The sequence below is a fragment of the Microbacterium forte genome, assembly GCF_031885415.1.
Lineage (GTDB): Bacteria > Actinomycetota > Actinomycetes > Actinomycetales > Microbacteriaceae > Microbacterium > Microbacterium forte.
Genome location: NZ_CP116871.1, coordinates 1127077 through 1144279, shown reverse-complemented (window position 1 = coordinate 1144279; position 17203 = coordinate 1127077). Strand labels below are relative to the sequence as shown.

The 17203-nt window shown below is 67.1% G+C and carries 15 protein-coding genes; 11 read left to right on the top strand and 4 right to left on the bottom strand.

Going from position 1 to position 17203, the window contains the following annotated elements; translation table 11 throughout:
• Window positions 1-146 precede the first annotated feature (146 nt).
• From OB895_RS05665 to OB895_RS05640, 6 genes are all read left to right on the top strand, one after another.
• Complete coding sequence (locus OB895_RS05665) at window positions 147-1430, top strand: CDP-glycerol glycerophosphotransferase family protein (protein ID WP_079112555.1); 1284 nt, start codon at window positions 147-149, stop codon at window positions 1428-1430.
• 2 nt (window positions 1431-1432) lie between these two features.
• Window positions 1433-2194 (top strand): biotin--[acetyl-CoA-carboxylase] ligase, encoded by a 762-nt coding sequence (locus OB895_RS05660; protein WP_079112556.1) that lies wholly within the window; start codon window positions 1433-1435, stop codon window positions 2192-2194.
• A gap of 57 nt (window positions 2195-2251) precedes the next feature.
• The gene (locus tag OB895_RS05655) at window positions 2252-2806 is read left to right on the top strand and encodes a PH domain-containing protein (protein ID WP_042541968.1); all 555 of its coding nucleotides are present in this window, start codon (window positions 2252-2254) and stop codon (window positions 2804-2806) included.
• An 89-nt stretch (window positions 2807-2895) separates the two neighbouring features.
• A complete protein-coding gene (locus tag OB895_RS05650) occupies window positions 2896-4020 on the top strand; it encodes a 5-(carboxyamino)imidazole ribonucleotide synthase (protein ID WP_042541967.1) in 1125 nt (374 codons plus the stop codon).
• Between the two features lie 109 nt (window positions 4021-4129).
• Complete coding sequence (purE, locus tag OB895_RS05645) at window positions 4130-4597, top strand: 5-(carboxyamino)imidazole ribonucleotide mutase (RefSeq protein ID WP_042542183.1); 468 nt, start codon at window positions 4130-4132, stop codon at window positions 4595-4597.
• Between the two features lie 80 nt (window positions 4598-4677).
• Window positions 4678-6048, top strand: a complete 1371-nt coding sequence (locus tag OB895_RS05640) for an LCP family protein (protein WP_311879411.1) — start codon at window positions 4678-4680, stop codon at window positions 6046-6048.
• Between the two features lie 229 nt (window positions 6049-6277).
• On the opposite strand, the gene OB895_RS05635 is transcribed toward OB895_RS05640, so the two are convergent.
• A complete protein-coding gene (locus OB895_RS05635; protein ID WP_056376206.1) occupies window positions 6278-6859 on the bottom strand; it encodes an LAVTG motif-containing sortase-dependent surface protein in 582 nt (193 codons plus the stop codon).
• Window positions 6860-7002: 143 nt separating this feature from the next.
• A complete protein-coding gene (locus OB895_RS05630; RefSeq protein ID WP_079112560.1) occupies window positions 7003-8763 on the bottom strand; it encodes a DUF4012 domain-containing protein in 1761 nt (586 codons plus the stop codon).
• Window positions 8764-8872: 109 nt separating this feature from the next.
• Here OB895_RS05630 and OB895_RS05625 point away from each other — a divergent pair, with 109 nt between their 5' ends.
• Window positions 8873-9946, top strand: coding sequence for a glycosyltransferase (locus OB895_RS05625; protein WP_079112561.1), 1074 nt, complete (start codon window positions 8873-8875; stop codon window positions 9944-9946).
• 36 nt (window positions 9947-9982) lie between these two features.
• Here the strand turns inward: OB895_RS05625 and OB895_RS05620 are convergent, their stop codons facing one another.
• Window positions 9983-10726 (bottom strand): ABC transporter ATP-binding protein, encoded by a 744-nt coding sequence (locus OB895_RS05620; protein ID WP_042541962.1) that lies wholly within the window; start codon window positions 10724-10726, stop codon window positions 9983-9985.
• The gene (locus OB895_RS05615; protein WP_042542182.1) at window positions 10710-11543 is read right to left on the bottom strand and encodes an ABC transporter permease; all 834 of its coding nucleotides are present in this window, start codon (window positions 11541-11543) and stop codon (window positions 10710-10712) included. Before OB895_RS05615 ends, OB895_RS05620 begins: the two co-directional genes overlap by 17 nt.
• A 230-nt stretch (window positions 11544-11773) precedes the next feature.
• On the opposite strand from OB895_RS05615, the gene OB895_RS05610 reads away from it, so the two are divergent.
• The 4 genes from OB895_RS05610 to OB895_RS05595 are packed head-to-tail and all read left to right on the top strand — an operon-like array spanning window position 11774 to window position 17179.
• Complete coding sequence (locus tag OB895_RS05610; protein WP_079112563.1) at window positions 11774-13459, top strand: glycosyltransferase; 1686 nt, start codon at window positions 11774-11776, stop codon at window positions 13457-13459.
• A complete protein-coding gene (locus OB895_RS05605; RefSeq protein WP_153302156.1) occupies window positions 13453-14355 on the top strand; it encodes a glycosyltransferase family 2 protein in 903 nt (300 codons plus the stop codon). The genes OB895_RS05610 and OB895_RS05605 overlap by 7 nt, the downstream gene beginning before the upstream one ends.
• Complete coding sequence (locus OB895_RS05600) at window positions 14352-16292, top strand: DUF6541 family protein (protein WP_079112565.1); 1941 nt, start codon at window positions 14352-14354, stop codon at window positions 16290-16292. The genes OB895_RS05605 and OB895_RS05600 overlap by 4 nt, the downstream gene beginning before the upstream one ends.
• Entirely contained in the window at window positions 16289-17179 is an 891-nt protein-coding gene (locus OB895_RS05595) for a glycosyltransferase (RefSeq protein ID WP_042541959.1), read from the top strand. The genes OB895_RS05600 and OB895_RS05595 overlap by 4 nt, the downstream gene beginning before the upstream one ends.
• The last annotated feature ends 24 nt before the right edge of the window (window positions 17180-17203 follow it).

Sequence of the window (17203 nt, the reverse complement as noted above, 5' to 3'; positions counted from 1 at the left end):
ACGACACTCCGTTCTCGGGGGTGGCGATGTCGTTGTCAGGCACATGACGATCATGGCATGCACTGCTCGGACGTTCGCTGATTCGAGACAGCGAGGGTCTCGGGGAAGCCGTCGGCTCGATCCCTCGTACTCGGTATCCTGGAGGGATGGGTGCAGTGTCCGACGTGAAGAAGGCCTACCGTCTGCTGAAGCGGGCGCTCGCCTCGCGCAAGGCTGTACAGCGAGTGCGACGGCGCCTCGCCGAACGCGAACCGCACCAGCCGGAGCACTACCAGGTGGCGGTGTACTTCGCCGACGGCGACGTGAACATGTACCAGATGCGGCAGTGGTACCGCCCGCTCGCCGAGCTGTCGAAGCGGTGGCCGGTCGTCGTGCTGTCCCGTTCGGCGACGGGTGCCGACAAGCTGCTCGACGAGGACGGCCCCCCGGTCGCCTTCGTCCCCACGATCCGTGACCTCGAGAGGTTCATCTCGTCGCAGGACATCCGCGTCGTCCTGTACGTGAACCAGAACACCCGCAACTTCCAGATGTTCCGCTACGGCAGGCGCTGGCACGTGTTCATCAACCACGGCGAGTCCGACAAGATGTACATGACCACGAATCAGTACAAGGCGTATGACTATGCGCTTGTCGCCGGGCAGGCCGCACGCGACCGTCTGTCGCGGACGCTCTGGGACTGGGACATCGATCGGCGCACGATCGAGATCGGCCGCCCGCAGGCGGACCACTACTCGGGGACGCTCCCGTACGTGCCCGACGAGCGCACGGTCGTGCTCTATGCCCCGACGTGGGAAGGCGACCGCCCGAGCGCGCACTACGGGTCGATCGCCACGCATGGCGAGACCCTGGTCACGACGCTGCTCGCGTCCCGCGGACACCGCGTGATCTACCGGCCGCACCCGCGAAGCGGGGTCCTCGACGACGAGTACGGCGCAGCGCACCGTCGCATCATCGCGGCCATCGCGGCGGCGAACGCCGCCGACCCCACGGCCCAGCACGTGTACGACAACGGGGCGGAGCTCGGATGGCAGCTGGCTGCCGCCGATGTCGCAGTCGTCGACATCTCGGCGATGGTCTACGACCGCCTGGCCGTGGGCAAGCCGCTGATGATCACGCGACCGGCAGACGAGCGTGCGTCGATCGACACCAACGGCTACCTGTCGGACTGCGAGTGGCTCAGCGCGGACGCTGCGGGGGACATCGTCGCCGAGGTCGAACGCGTCCGTGCCGACGAGGTGGCCATCGCCAGGTTGCGCATGTGGGTGCAGCACTATTTCGGCGACACGACGCCGGGTGCCGCGACCGAGAAGTTCCACGCCGCGATCGAGCGCCTCATGAAGGAGTGGGATCAGTGGCAGGCGCACGAGGTCGGGGCGGTGCGCGGCGACGAGGACGACGACGACGAAGAGGCCGACGAAGAGGAGGTCTGACGATGGACCTTCCGCTCACCGCTGCAGTCGCCTCGCATCTCGAGGTGCTGACCGACGCGGGCTCGACCAATGAGATCCTGAGCGAACGCGCGCGCGAGTCGTTCTCGAGCCCGCACCTGTCGGTGCTCCTCACCGACAACCAGACGGCGGGTCGCGGTCGACTCGGCCGCTCCTGGACGGCCGCGCCGGGCGCGTCGCTCGCCGTCTCCGTTCTGCTGCGGAGGTTGCCGTGGGCCGATGCGCGCGGCTGGATCCCGCTCGCCGCCGGGGTGGCGATGGCGGATGCGATCGCCGAGCAGCTTCCCGACCACGCGGTGGCAGTCAAGTGGCCGAACGATGTGCTGGTCGACGGTCGCAAGATCTGCGGGATCCTGGCGCAGGCGACACAGGATGCCGTGGTCGTGGGAACGGGTGTGAACACGGCGATGACAGCGTCTCAGCTGCCGGTGCCGACGGCGACCTCCTTCGCCGTGATCGGCGTCGAGGTCGACGCCGATCGCCTGCTCGCCACCTATCTGCGAGCGCTCGACCAGCTGGTCGCCGACCTCGCCGCAGCGGGCGATGCCGTCTCGAGCGGCCTTCATGCCGCGGCGAGCGAGCGCTGCGCGACGATCGGTCTCGACGTGAAGGTCTTGCTCCCCGGCGACTCCGTGCTCGTCGGAACAGCCACAGGACTCGATGCCGACGGTCGACTGCTGGTGCTGGCGGAGGGCGCTGAGCGGCCGATCTCCGCGGGCGATGTGGTGCACGTCCGGCCGGCGTGACCCTGACACGCCCGGCGTGCGAGCGGCGATGTCGGCGGTTACGGGCACAATGGAGGGGTGACTCAGCCCGTGACTCTCGGCGGAAGGCCGACGATGCCACCGCCGGGTGCGCCCGCCGAAGAACTGCTCATCGCTCGGTTCCGCGCACATGCCCGGAGGCTGTTCTGGTCCGCGCTGGTGCTGGTCGCGGTGTTCGGGGCCACGACCTTCTTCTATGACAATCTCCCGGCGCCGTTCGAGAATTGGATGCTGCTGAGCGCGGCCGCAGCGATCGTCCTCCTGCTGGTGGTCGTGCCCTGGGTCGTCTGGTACTCGCGTTCGGTGACGCTCACCACGCGGCGGGTCATCGTGAACCACGGCATCGGTGCGCGCAACAGGCAGGAGATGTCGCACGCTCGCGGCTATACGATCGGCGTCCGCCGCGGCGTGATCCAGCGGATGTGGGGAGTCGGCACGATCACCCTGTCCAACGGGGTCGACGCGCCGCTGCGCCTCGCCAACGTCCCGAACGTGACGCTCGTGCACGAGACGCTGGCCGATCAGATCGAGGTCAGTCAGATCCTGGCGCACCGCGATGCGCAGGCGGGCAACGACGGGACCGCGGGGTTCTGAGCAGAGCCTCGCTTGGCCGTGGTCGGCGCGACGAGTGAACGGCGTGCGCGCCGATGCGCGAGAATGGTCAGGACGAATGGAGGCGGCCCATGGCGCTGCGCGTTGGTGTGATCGGTGGAGGCCAGCTGGCTCGGATGATGATCGCTCCGGCGGTCGAGCTCGGACTCGACCTGAGGGTGCTCGCTGAAGACGAGGGGATGGCGGCGCAACTCGCCGCGACCGAGGTCGGCGACTATCACGACCTCGAGGTCGTCCGCGCGTTCGTCGCAGACGTCGACGTCGTCACCTTCGACCACGAGCACGTCCCTCAGCAGGTGCTGCGGGCTCTCGTCGCCGAGGGCGTCGCGGTGCACCCCGGGCCCGATGCTCTGCAGTTCGCCCAGGACAAGCTCCTCATGCGGGCGCGGCTCGAAGAACTCGGCGTTCCTCAGCCCGACTGGGCGCCGGTTCGCGATGCGTCCGAGCTGCAGGCGTTCCTCGATGAGCACGACGGGCAGGGCGTCGTGAAGACGCCGCGCGGTGGCTACGACGGCAAGGGCGTGCGCGTCGTCCGAGCGGCGAGCGAGGCTCAGGACTGGCTCGACGGGCTCGCCGACGGCGAGGCCCTGCTGGTCGAGGAGCTGGTCGGATTCGTTCGCGAGCTCGCGCAGCAGGTGGCCCGCCGTCCCAGCGGCCAGATCGTCGCCTATCCGGTCGTCGAGACCGTGCAGCGCGAGGGCGTGTGCGCCGAGGTGATCGCGCCGGCGCCGCATGCGACCGACCGTCTCGCGCAGGTCGCCGAAGAGATCGGGCGGTCGATCGCCGAAGGACTCGGGGTCACGGGCATGCTCGCGGTCGAGCTCTTCGAGACCGACGACGAGCGGATCCTCGTGAACGAGCTGGCGATGCGCCCGCACAACAGCGGCCACTGGAGCCAGGACGGCGCCGTGACCGGACAGTTCGAGCAGCATCTGCGTGCAGTCGCCGATCTGCCCCTCGGCGACACCGCGCCTCACGCCGCCTGGTCCGTGATGGTGAACATCCTCGGAGGGCCGCAGAGCGGCTCGCTCGGCGAACGCTTCGCGGGAGCGATGGAGGCGCATCCGTCGGCCAAGATCCACACCTACGGAAAGGCCCCGCGTCCTGGCCGCAAGGTCGGACACGTGAACGTGACAGGCGACGACCTCGACGATGCGGTGTACGTGGCCCGTGCGGCAGCGGCTCACTTCGACTGAGGGTGCGTCGAGGGGTGTGCCGTTCGGGGTTTCTCCCAGCACCAGACCGTAGCCTGAGTGGGTGACTGAGCCATTGCACTCCTCCACCGCGCCCCTCGTCGGCGTCGTCATGGGATCCGACTCCGACTGGCGCGTGATGAGCGACGCCTCTCAGTCGCTGACGGACTTCGCGATCCCGCACGAGGTGGAGGTCGTCTCGGCGCACCGCACCCCTGACAAGCTCATGCAGTACGCGAGGGAAGCGCGCGGTCGCGGCATCCGAGTGATCATCGCAGGCGCCGGTGGTGCCGCACATCTTCCCGGGATGCTCGCCTCGATGACGGCGCTGCCGGTCATCGGCGTCCCCGTGCCTCTCGCCTACCTCGACGGGATGGACTCGCTCCTGTCGATCGTGCAGATGCCCGCCGGCATCCCTGTCGCGACGGTGTCGATCGCGGGAGCGCGCAACGCGGGTATCCTCGCCGCACGTATTCTCGGCACCTCCGACGACGACCTCGCCGATCGCATCGAGGCGTACGCGCTCGATCTCGAAGCGCAGGTCGAGGAGAAGAACGATCGGCTGAAGGGGTCCCTGTGACCCTTGCGCCGCCGCGAGGGTCGGCGCGACCGCTGATCGAGACCCGCCCCCTGCGGCATCCGAACACCGCGGATCCAGGGATGATGACCAAGCGCGGCTGGTGGCTGGTGCTGTTGAACCTGCTCGTGCCCGGTTCTGCTCAGGTGCTGGCCGGCAATCGCCGGCTCGGGCGCATCGGTCTCGGAGCGACGCTGCTCGCGTGGTTCCTCGTGATCGTGGGTGCGGGTTTGGCGCTGTTCGCGCGGCCGGTGCTGCTGTGGCTCACCGTCGGTGGCGGCTGGTTCTCGGCGGTCGTCCTCACGCTCGTTCAGGTGCTGCTGATCGCCTACCTCGTGCTGTGGGTGGTGCTCACCTTCGACGTGCTGCGTCACGTCAGACTGATCAGAGTCCCCGGTCCCTCGAAATTCGCGATCCCTCTCGTCGCCCTTCTTCTGCTCGGTCTCGTCGGAACGGGCACCGGATACGCCGCGTCCTATGTCGGCACCGCGCGGGGCACGATCAACACGATCTTCGGCCAGAGCGGGCCGAGTCTGCCGCCGAGCGAGGGGTACTACAACATCCTGCTGCTCGGTGCGGACAGCGGTGAGGGCCGCGACTCGATGAGGTTCGACAGCATCTCGGTGGTCTCGGTGAACGCGACCACCGGCGCCGTCACGATCACCGGCATCCCGCGTGAGCTTCCCAATGCGCCCTTCAGCGAGGGAAGCCCGATGCAGGCGCTGTACCCGAACGGCTTCGAGGGTCACAGCTCGAGCTCATGCGGATGGAACGGCTGGATGAACCACGTGCGCAACGCCGCGGAGATCTGCCGCGACGACAACGGCGCCTCGCTGTATCCGGACGCCGCGGCGCACGGTTCCGATGCGGGCATCGAGGCCACCAAGGATGCGGCCGAGGGCGTTCTCGGCATCGAGATCCCGTACTACGTCTTCGTCGACATGCACGGTTTCGCGGCGCTCGTCGACGCGCTCGGCGGCGTGGACATCAATGTCACGGAACGGCTTCCCAAGGGCGGTCCGCCCGAGGGCACGGACCCCTACGACGTGGATGCGTGGGCGATCGGCTGGATCGAGGTCGGTCAGCAGCACATGGACGGCGACACCGCCCAGTGGTACGCGCGATCGCGCTACACGACGAGCGACTGGGACCGCATGAAGCGCCAGCGCGAACTGCAGGAGGCGATTCTCGCGCAGTTCACACCGCAGACCGTGCTCACGCGGTTCAACGAGGTGGCTTCCGCGGGAACAGCGCTGATCAGCACCGATCTGCCCCAGGACAAGCTGCCCGAGTTCTTCGACCTGATGACCAAGGCTCGTGAGCAGCCTGTCACCACGGTCGAGCTCACCCCCGAGCAGGGTGTAGACGAGCACGCTCCGGACTACGGGTTCATCCACGAGATGATGCAGCAGACGCTGCATCCTCCGACGGAGACCCCGACCCCGACGCCGTGATCGACCGTGCCGCGATCGTCGACCCGTGGTCGGTGGTCGCCGGTCGCGATGCCGCGGAGCGGCGTGGTTCGACCATCATGAACGCATGAGTGAGCCCACGGCCACCACCTGAGAGTGAAAGTGGTGGCCGTGGGCCTCCGGTGCATGACCGGATTCACCAGACGACGGTGATCGGAGGGGGAGGGATCACCGTCGTCCAGTCGACTCCCGCTGAGAGCGGGAATCTGATCTAGGCGCGCTTGCGACGGGTGACGCCTGTCGCGACGAGCACTCCACCGGCCACGAGTGCGGCTGCCCCACCTCCGAGGACCCACGGCGACACGCTGCCGCCCGTGAGCGCGAGCTCGAGCCCACCGCCGGTGAGCGGAAGCTCTGTGCCCGCGGAGGCGACCCCGGGGTCGTGGTCGCAGCTCACGGCGGAGTCATGGCCGTGCGAGACCGTGATGGTCGCCGTGTACGACCGCGAACCGCTGAAGGCCAGGGCGTAGGAGCCCTCTCCGTCGGACGGCGGGCGGAACGTGACCACGAGGCTGCCGTCGGCGGCCGCAGTGTTGCCCGAGACGGCCGAGTCGCCGGCGTTGAGGCCGGAGACGGACACGCCGACGTTCTCGGACGGCAGGAAGTAGCCTGCGCCGAACGCGACAGTGGACACTTCGCAGATGTCGATGATCGGATCATCGACGCTCACGCGCGGTGTGCCCGCGTACGAGTCAGACTCGGTCGGAACGACCGGCGCGGCAGAGGCGACAGCAGGTGCCATGAGCACGAGTACGCCAGCGGTAAGGCTGATGGCAGCCAGTTTCTTCAGCATGATTCTCCCCAGAAATACACGCGGAATCGCCTTCGAATACACCCCTGCATCCGACTGCGTGAGTTCTTCCTGTCCCCACGACAGAATTGCAGAACTCAGATATTCCCCAGTGGGATTGACACTACATCATGGAATCGGGAAAGTCACGAGGCGCAGCGCAGTTGCTCGCGAGATGTCTCCGGAGTGTTCACCATGGGCGTGTGGTCGACCACCGTCAGTCGTTCTCCAGCCCCGGTTCCCTGGAATTCGACGGTGATCTTCGACGATTCCCCCGGGGCCAGGAGGACCTCCTGCTGAACCGCCGATCGGGAGCCGAGCAGAGCGGTCTGCACGCCCACCTCTTCTCCGTCGCGGTCGATGTGAGACGGAGTCGCACCTTCGGGGCCGTACACGGTCACGAGCGTCCGGGTCGACCCGGCAGGTACTCCGTAGAACCCGTCAGCGGTCACGTAGGGCGGCAGAGATGTCCCGGCGTCGGCAGGTGCATCGTTCGTCCAGGTCACAGTCACCTGCGTGGTCTGCTCGCCATCGCAGGTGCCGATCGAGGTCGTGATGGTGGCATCGGCATAGAAGTCCATCTTGCCGCCGGTGGTGTCGTTCAACAGGACGCCCACGTGGGTCTGAGTGTCGTCTTCCGGCAGCGCCCCGCCGAGAGAAGAAGCCGACAGGATCGCCTCCTCGTCCTCATGCACGCTCCAGATGCGGATGCGCCGCTCGTCGGCTGACGCCGAGAGAGCGGCGACGAGATCCTTCGGATCCGCCTCGGTCAGCGCGGCGGAGAGAAGCGCTCCTGCCGCTTGCGAGAAGATCTCGTCCTGTGCGAGAGGATCGGGCACCGCGGCGTAGATCTCGGAGAGCAGCAGGTCGACCACGGTGTCTTCGGTGGCGGTGAACGGCCCGAACGTCAGCGGTCCCGTGGCTGCGACGAGGTTCTCGGTCATCACGGCGTCGACCGCGATGACACCGTCGACGGGCTGCCCGAAGCGGTCCTGCCATCGCTTCGCGATCGCGGGTCCCGCCTCGGTGAAGTCGGGGATGCTCGTCAGGTTCTGCATGTAGCGACCCGGACGATCCTCGAAGAGGGCGACGGTCGACTCGCTGAGCGGGATCGGCGTCTCGAGGGCGGGGAAATCCGGGACGGAGGCCTGTTGCACGAGGGTGATCCGGCCGTTCTCGGCGTGAAGAAGCGCGATCGCACCGATGATGCCACCGGACGATCGCAGCTCGGCGTTGTTCTGCATCGCGAGCACGTAGTTCCGGGGTCCTTCCGCGCCGAGCATGCTCGGCAGCAGCGCGGATGCGCCGTGCAGCGCTCCGACCACCGTGGCGGCCTGCGTGACGGTCGTCCTCATCTCTCGCACTGCATCGGCGAGCGGGGGCAGGGTCGCGTCCGCGTCGATGCCGAGGGCGCGTGTCTCGGCCGAGGTCAGCGTCGCGCTGGCCTCGGCGAGAGAGGGCTCGATCTGCGCGAAAGGCGTCAGATCGATGGCGCCGCTCGAGAGCCCGAGACTCGCGAGGTCGAGTGCATCAGCGGCTTCCAGAACCGGGACGAGAGCATCCGAGGCGACGTCGTCGGCGATCTCGGCGACCTCGCTCACCGCCGAGAAGTTCGGACCGAGCCACGGCAGCAGTCCGAATCCGAGCCAGATCGGGTCGGACGTCAGGTCGTGGGCCGACTCCGCATGGTGGGCGATGCGGGAGGACAGCGATGCTGCCTTCTCGAGGTCGCCCTGGCCGATCGCCTGCTTGAGCTTCGATGACGACGCCGCGACCTCCTGCAGGTTGTTCACCGCGCCGATGCCGCGGATGGCGACCCAGCCGACCGCGAGCACGAGGAAGATCACGATCACGCCGATGGTCCACCGCAACCACCGACGACGTACAGGCAGGCGTCCGTCACTCACCCCTGCATTCAAGCACGAAGCGACATATCGGGGGTGCGGAGCTGTCCGATCCTCGTCGCTCGCGGTCACGCTCCCAGGTTCAGGGTGGTCGGGCGATTACTGTTGTCGCATGGGTGCTCGGCTGCGTGTGGTTCTGGATCAGCTGACGCATGTCGTGCACGCGGATCACGCATCGGCGGCATCCGACCTCACCGCGGCGCTGATCTCGACAGCCCCCTCCGGGTGCGATGTCGAGGCGATCGTCCCCTCCGGCGTCGAGGTGCCGATCCCCGGTCTCGCGGATGTGCGCAGACTGTCGCTCGCGCGCCGCGAGCTCGCGGCGTCGTGGCAGCTGGGGATCGTGCGGGGTGTCGGCGGAGGTCTCATCCATTCGCCGACGCTGATGGCCCCGCTGGTGCGGCACGATCGCCTGCACGACCACGACCAGACGACCGTGACGCTGTGGGATCTGCAGGCGTGGGAAGAGCCGGACTCTCTCTCGAAGACCGCCGTCGCCTGGCAGCGGGCGATGCTGAAGCGAGCCGTCAAGCACGCGGATGCCGTCGTCGTGCCCTCGCACGCCGTCGGCGCGCGCCTGGCGGAGATAGCGAAGCTGAGCGGACGGATCCGCGTCATCCCCGGTGCTGCCCCGTGCGGCCTCGTGGTCCCGTTCGACGCGACCGCGCGAAGAGCCTCCCTTTCTCTGCCCGCGGGCTATCTGGTGCTCACTGGCTCCGCCGATTCGCTCGAGCACGGTTTCCGGGCGGCGATCGCAGCAGGCAAGGAAGCCGTCGTGCTCGACGCGCCAGAAGGCTCCGAGCCGAGGCTGGCCGAGGTCGCAGCGGCCGCAGGACTGTCCGAATCGAAAGCGCACATCCGCGGGTCGCTGTCGGTCGAAGATCGGGCAGCCGTCCTCGCAGGCGCGTCCGCGCTGGTGGCGACGAGTCCTCGCGCCGCGTGGCCCTGGCGTGCTGTCGAGGCGATGACCCTCGGTGTGCCCGTGGTCGCCGTCGAGAGCGGAGTGCACCATGACGTGATCGCCGACGGGGGAGTGATCGCCGAGCCGACGGAGATCGCCGAGGCCGTGGCTGACGCGGTCGGTGACGGCTCGCGCCGCCTGAGCGTGCTCGGCGCCGACCGGTCTCGCTCTTTCTCGTGGCTCGGCGCGGCCGAACGCGTGTGGGGACTGCACGCAGACCTGTGAGCCCCGAGACCTTCGGCCTCGGGCGTCGGGGCCCGCTCAGGAGCGCATGACCGCTACGGCCTCCGCGCTGGGGCCGTCGAAGCGCACCTTGCCCTTCTGAAGCAGGATGCCGCGATCGCAGAGGTTCGAGACCATGTTGAGATCGTGGCTGACGACGACGAGCGTCTTGCCCTGGGCGTGCAGCTCGCGCACGCGGGCGAGGCACTTCTTCTGGAACGGCTCGTCGCCCACGGAAAGGATCTCGTCGATCAGCAGGACGTCCATCTCGGTGTGGATCGCCACGGAGAACGCCAGTCTGAGGAACATGCCGGACGAATAGTGCTTCACCTCGGTGTCGATGAACTGCTCAATCTCGCTGAACGCGACGATCTCGTCGTACCGCGCCTCGGTCTCCTTCTTGGTCATGCCCAGGATCGCGGCGTTGAGGAAGATGTTCTCGCGTCCGGACAGGTCGGGGTGGAACCCTGCGCCGACCTCGATGAGGCCGGCGACGCGGCCGCGAGTGAGCACGGTGCCCTCATCCGGTTCGAGCACCCCCGAGATCAGCTTGAGCATCGTCGACTTGCCGGATCCGTTGAACCCGAGAAGAGCGACGGATTCGCCCTGCTGGATATCGAACGAGACGCCGTCGAGCGCGTGGAAGTCCGTCGTCAGCGGCTTGCGGCGGATCGCGGCGAGAGCCGTCTCCTTGATCGAATGCGTGTGCCGGAGCTTGAAGGTCTTGTGGACGTCGTCGATGATGATCCGCGGGAGAGGCTGCGCATCAGAGATCTTGGGCAAAGCGGCCCTCCAGTCGGCGGAAGACGAGCTGGCCGATGACCAGCGCGATGAGTGACGTCACGAGTGCGATGAGCCCGTACAGCCAGATGTCGGGGATCGGGGAGGCATCGGGTCCGAGTGGGAACCAGACTCCATAGTGGAACAGCTCGACGGCGGCGGTGATCGGGTTCAGCCGATAGAGGACGAAGAGCCACTCGGGCACGACTCTGGCGACCTGGGTCCACTCGTACATCACCGGAGAGGCCCAGATCGCGACCATCACGATGATCTCGACGAAGCTCTGCGCGTCGCGGAAGGTCACGTTGATGGAGCCGAAGAAGAGGCCGAGGCCGCTGGCCAGAACGGCGATGATCACGAGAGCCAGCAGGATCGCGCCCAGGGAGGCGAACGAGGGGGCCCAGCCGAAGAACAGCGAGATCGCGATCACGACGATGATCTGCGGCACCGTGTTCACGGCGGCGATCATCATGCTCGCGATGGGGAACATCTCGCGGGGGAGATAGATCTTCTTGATGAGCGCCGCATTGTCGACCAGCGAGCGGGTGCCGTTGGAGAACGCCTCGTTGAAGAATGTCACGACCGTGATGCCCGAGAGCAGGTAGATCGGGAAGAAGTCGACCCGGTCGTTCAGACCGAGGAAGACACCGATCGCGACGAAGAAGACGACGAACTGCACGAGGGGCTTCACGTACGACCAGAGCCACCCGAAGATGGATCCCCGATAGCGGATCTGCACCTCCTTGCGCACGATGAGCGAGAGCAGATGCCTTTGCCGGAAGACCTCGAGGAGCCCTCGATTCGCGCCAGGAGTCGTCATTCTCTGGTCGTCGGCTGTGCGAGCCTGTTGCACCGCGATTCCACCTTCCGAGGCGCCGACGGTCTCGGGCGCACCGAGAGCAATCATACGATCCCTGACGCATCGTCCCTGGCAGATCGATGGGGAAGCCGCGAACGCACAGCACAGGCTCAACCCAGGGTCGCAGGGGCGGTCGCTGGTAGGATCGCGGAGGTCTCGTGCGTCCGTCGATCCGAAAGCAAACTGTATCCGTGACACCTCTTCAAGCTCTCGATCAGCCTGCACTCTTCCGATTCGAGGACCCGCAGACGGGTGCGAATCTGTCGGAGCGCGAACGTCGCCTTCTCGTCGGTGCGCTGAACTTCCACGCGCTGATGGCGCCTCAGCGGACGCTTCGGATCCATCTCTACGACGGCTCGGTGGAGACGACGCCTCGACTGACCGACGACAGCACGTTCGACGGACTCTCTCGGAACAACCGTCACCGGATCGAGAGCTTCGACATCGTCAGCTCCGTCTCCGTCGAAGAGCGTGAGCCCGAACTCACGGAGGCTGCCTCAGCCCGACTCGTGGCGTCGCCCGCCAGGCATCTGCACGTGTCGTCCGACGGCGTTCTCGACTCCGATCCGTACCGCCCGCAGCGCCCTGGCCTCGTCGGCGGGATCGCACGGAGTGTCAAGTCGCGCGCTCCGCTCCTCTATGACGATGCGCGCGATCTCTCGCTGCTCAGATTCCGACGCAAGCTCACGACCGCGATCGAGCCTCGCGACTATGAGGCGGAGTTCCGCCGTGGGGGTGCGCACGAGGACGAGGTGATCGTGCCGGCCGGCCCCGCCCCCGAAGGGGCGCAGAAGGCCGTGATCATCGGCCTCCACTGGTTCGAGCTCGGCGGCGCCGAGCTCTGGGCATTCGAGACCGTGCGTCTCGTGCGCGAGGCGGGTCTGCTCCCGATCGTGCTGACGAATCGGGACTCCCACCAGCCGTGGGTCACTCGTCCCGAGCTCGACGGGGCGCTGCTCATCCCCTTCTCGGAGCCCACCGTCCAGTCGCAGACGGCCGGCGTCGAACCACTTCTCCGATCGCTGCTGCGCACCTTCGACGTGCGCGGTGTCGTCATCCATCACAATCAGTGGCTGTACGACCGGGTGGCGTGGATCGCGGCCTCGCGTCCCGGCATCCCGATCATCGACAGCACGCACATCGTCGAGTACACGGGCGGCGGCTATCCACTGAGCAGTGCGATCGCATCGAAGTCGATCACCACGCACCACGTGATCTCTCCGAGCCTCGCGCGCTGGATGACGGACGTGCAGCGGATCCCCGCCGATCGCGTGGTCATGGCACCGCTCGGCGGACTCACCGTGAAGCCGAAGGATGCCGTGTTCCGCCCGCGGGGCGCGGGGGAGCAGTTCACCGTCGCGTTCATCGGCCGGATGGCACGGCAGAAGGCGCCGGAGGTCTTCATCACGATGGCGCGAAGGCTGAAGCGTCAGGGCTACTCGCTGCGTTTCATCCTCCACGGTGGCGGCGAGTTGTCCAGCTGGGTGGATGACATCATCGAGGCTGAGGGCCTGACCGCCGACATCGTTCGGCGAACCTCGGACACTCCGGTCGCGGAGACTCTCGACGAGGCGCACGTTCTCGTCGTGTCGTCTCACAACGAGGGCCTCACACTCACGACCCTCGAGGCGATCGCGCACGGCGTGCCGGTGATCTCGACCGATGTCGGCGCCCAGAGCGACATCATCCCGGCGTCCGCGCTGGTTCCGCGTCACGCTCGTCTGGCCGCTCGTCGGCTCGCCGAGGCTGTGGCCCCGCTCGTCGACGACGAAGAGGCGAGGGAAGCGCTGTGGCGCAAGGAGCGCAAGGCTGAGAAGAAGCTGCTGTCTCAGCAGTCCGCGAGTTCATGGTTCAAGGAAGAGGTGGGCTCGTGGTGAGTGTCGCTGGAGTGGTCGTCACGTTCAATCGGCTCGAGAAGCTGAAGACCGTGATCGCATCGATAGAGGCGCAGACGCACCCCGTCGAGACGCTGTTCGTGATCGACAACGCCTCGACCGACGGCACGGCGGAGTACCTTGCCGCGCTCGAGACAGCGGTGCCCCTCGAAGTCGTGACCATGTCGACCAACTCCGGGGGAGCGGGCGGGTTCTCGGAGGGAATGCTGCGCGGATACGCGTCCGGTGCGGATCATGTCTGGATCATGGACGACGACTGCTATCCGAAGCCGGAAGCCCTCGCGAGCCTCATCGCCGGTTTCGACGGGGCGGTCCAGGAGCTCGGCGGCGACGTGCCCTTCGCGTGCTCGGTGGTCGAGTTCACCGACGGCAGCATCTGCGAGATGAACAACCCGGTGACGACGTGGGACTGGGGACGCCTGCTCGTCAAGGGGCAGAAGAACGTCATGGTGACCGCGTGCTCGTTCGTCTCGGTGCTGATCCCGCGGTGGGCCATCGCGGAGTACGGGCTTCCCTATTCGGAGTACTTCATCTGGTTCGACGACCGCGAGTACACGCTTCGCCTCACCGCGCGTTGCCCCGGTGTGCAGGTGCTCGACAGCGTCGTCGTCCATGACATGGGTGACAACCGAGGCGTGAACTTCGCCATGGTCGATCGCAAGAGCCTGTGGAAGTTCTCGTACGGTGTGCGCAACGAGGCTTCCTGGCAGCTGCACCACCGCGGGTTCCTCTACTTCATGGAGTTCGGTGCGCGACTCTTCGTGAGCCTTCACCGCGGCCGCGTTCCGCTGGATCTGCGCGCCAAGCTGCTCGGCAAGTGGGTGAAGGGCATCACCTTCAACCCGAAGATCAAGTATCCAGAGGCGGAGGCGGCGTGAGCTGGGTCTCGATCCTGCCCGCGCTGATCGTCACCGGCGCTCTCCTCTTCCTTCCGGGGCTGCTGCTGGGCTTCCTCCTCCGCCTGCGCGGAATGAGGCTTCTCGCGCTGGCCCCCGCGCTCAGCGTCTCCCTCGTCGCGGTCGCCGCTCTCGCGGCTCCGTTCGTGGGGATCCGATGGAGCATCCTGCCCGTGCTCATCCTCACGGCGGTCGCTGCGGTCGCCGCATACTTCTGGTCGAAGCACGTCGGAAAGCCGGCCCTGCTCCGTCAGAGCTCGAACGCCAGACAGCTGGTCGCCGTGATCGTCTCGATCGTCGTGCCCGCCCTGCTCATCGCGTTCGTGCTGGTCAGAAGCATGCACGACCCCGAGTTCTTCTCGCAGCGCTACGACAACTTCTTCCACCTGAACGCGGTCCAGTACGTCCTCGACACCGGGAACGCGTCGCCTCTGTGGCTGGGCAGCATGACATCGCCGGCGGGCGTGCCCTTCTACCCGTCCGGCTGGCATGCGATGGTCTCGATCATCGTCGCGCTGAGCGGAGCCTCCGTACCGCTTGCCAGCAACGCCATGATCATCGTCGTCGCGGCGGTCGTCTGGCCGATCGGCGCCGTGTTCCTCGTGCGCGAGCTCCTGGGGCGCAATCAGATCCTGACGGTGATCGCGGGAGCTCTGGCTGCCGCCTTCCCGGCCTTCCCCTTCCTGCTCCTGCACTACGGCGTGCTGTACCCGCTGTTCCTCGGCCTCGCCGTCGCCCCCGCCGCCATCGTCGTCGCGTGGTGGCTGCTCAGGCCCGGGCGGGTTCCGCGTCGTCAGGACTGGGCGCTTCTGCTGGTGCTCGTCGTGCCCGGCCTGGGAGTCGCACACCCTGGTGCGCTCATGGCCGTCGTCGCGCTCACGGTGCCCTTCGTCCTCGCGAGGCTCCTGCATCAGATGAGAACTCCCGGTCGACCGCGACTGATCGGGATCGGCCTGCTGGTCGCATACGCCGCGGCGGGAGTCGTCCTCCTGCAGGTGGTGCGGCCCCCGGCGAGCCAGATCTACTGGCCCATCATCAACACCGTTCCCGACTCGATAGGCGAGGTCGTCGCGGCGAGCGTGTACGGCTACCCGAGCTCGCTCGGAATCACCGCCCTGATGATCATCGGCGCGTACAGCGTGATCCGTCGAGGCACCTATGCGCGCTGGTCGATCCTCGCGATGGCCGTCATCTCGGCGGTGCTCTACATCATCGTCTCGGCGTCGCCGTATGAGACGCTCCGCTTCTGGTTCACGGCACCGTGGTACAACAATCCGCCCCGTATCGCCGCCTTCTGGGCGATCGGTGTCCTGCCCCTCGCAGCGCTGGGCGGAATCGTCCTCGTCACGTGGCTTCTCCGGCAGCGACTGCTCGTGCCGGTGCGGCGGTTCTTCGAGCGCCTGCCCATCGTCCTGATCGCCATCGTCGTGATCGCGCTCGTCGGAGTCACCCAGAACGCCGCCATTCGCCAGGCGGCCGCCGACATCGAGTTCACCTATGAACTCCGACCCGGCGGGCCGATCCTGTCCCCGGACGAACTCGACCTCATGGAAGATCTCGCGGAGCTCGTGCCGGAGGATGCGGTCATCGCAGGAGACCCGTGGACGGGAGCCTCGTTCGCCTACGGTGTGAGCGGACGCCGGGTGCTCATGCCCCACCTTCTGATGGACCTCACTGACGATGCCGAAGCCATCAACACGATGCTCAGCACAGAGGGCGACTCGCCGGAGGTCTGCGCCGCGCTCGAGGACACCGGTGTCGGATACGTCCTCGACTTCAGCGCGGACGGGGACTTCCAGGAGAACGACGGAGACTACTCGGGACTCGATGACCTCGACAGCTCGCCCTACGTCGAGCTGGTCGAGCAGCGCGGCGACGCGAAGCTCTTCAAGATCGTCTCGTGTGGGCTCGGGTCATGACCTACGAGATCTTCGTGCCGTTCTGGGGAGACCCGGATCAGCTCTATGAGACCGTCGAGTCCGTGCGCGCTCAGACGGACCCGGACTGGCGGTTGACGATCATCGACGACTGCTATCCCGATGACTCGGTCGCAGCTCACTTCAGTGAAGAGCGGGACGAGCGGATCGTCTACACCCGGAACGAGCACAACGTCGGGATCACCGAGAACTTCCGGGAGTCCGTTCGGCGCGCGTCGGGGGACTTCGTCACGATCCTCGGGTGCGACGACCTTCTGCACCCGAACTATGTGGAGGTGGTCCGCGCGGCGGCCCGCGCTGTGCCGCACGCCGACGTCATCCAGCCGGCGGTTCAGGTCATCGACGAGGACGGGGCTGTCGTCCTTCCCCTCGTCGATCGGATCAAGCAGCGCCACCTGGCTCCGAAGGGACGGGGCGTGACGGTCTTCAGCGGCCCTGACATGGCCACCACGCTGATCCGTGGGAACTGGCTCTATTGGCCGTCGCTCTCGCTTCGAGTCGAGACACTTCGTCGTATCGACTTCACGGACGACCTTCCCGTCATCCAAGACCTGGCATTGCTGATGGACATCGCCTTCGACGGCGGCACGTTGGCCTACACGCCGACGCTCGCGTTCTCATATCGCCGCCATCTCGAGAGCGCATCCCAGAAGACGCTGCTGGACGGCAGCCGTTTTCTCGATGAGCGGCGGTATTACCGCATCGCGCGCCGATCGGCCGCTGAGCGAGGGTGGAGTCGCACAGCGCGGACCGCTCGGGTGCGCCTCATGTCCCGCCTGCACGGGATCGCCGCACTGCCCCTCGTGCTGAGGCACGGGACGGCGCGGGGCCTGCGATCGTCGCTGGCGCACGTGGCCGATCTGAGCTGAGTCCGGGGAACCCGAGCGGCGGCT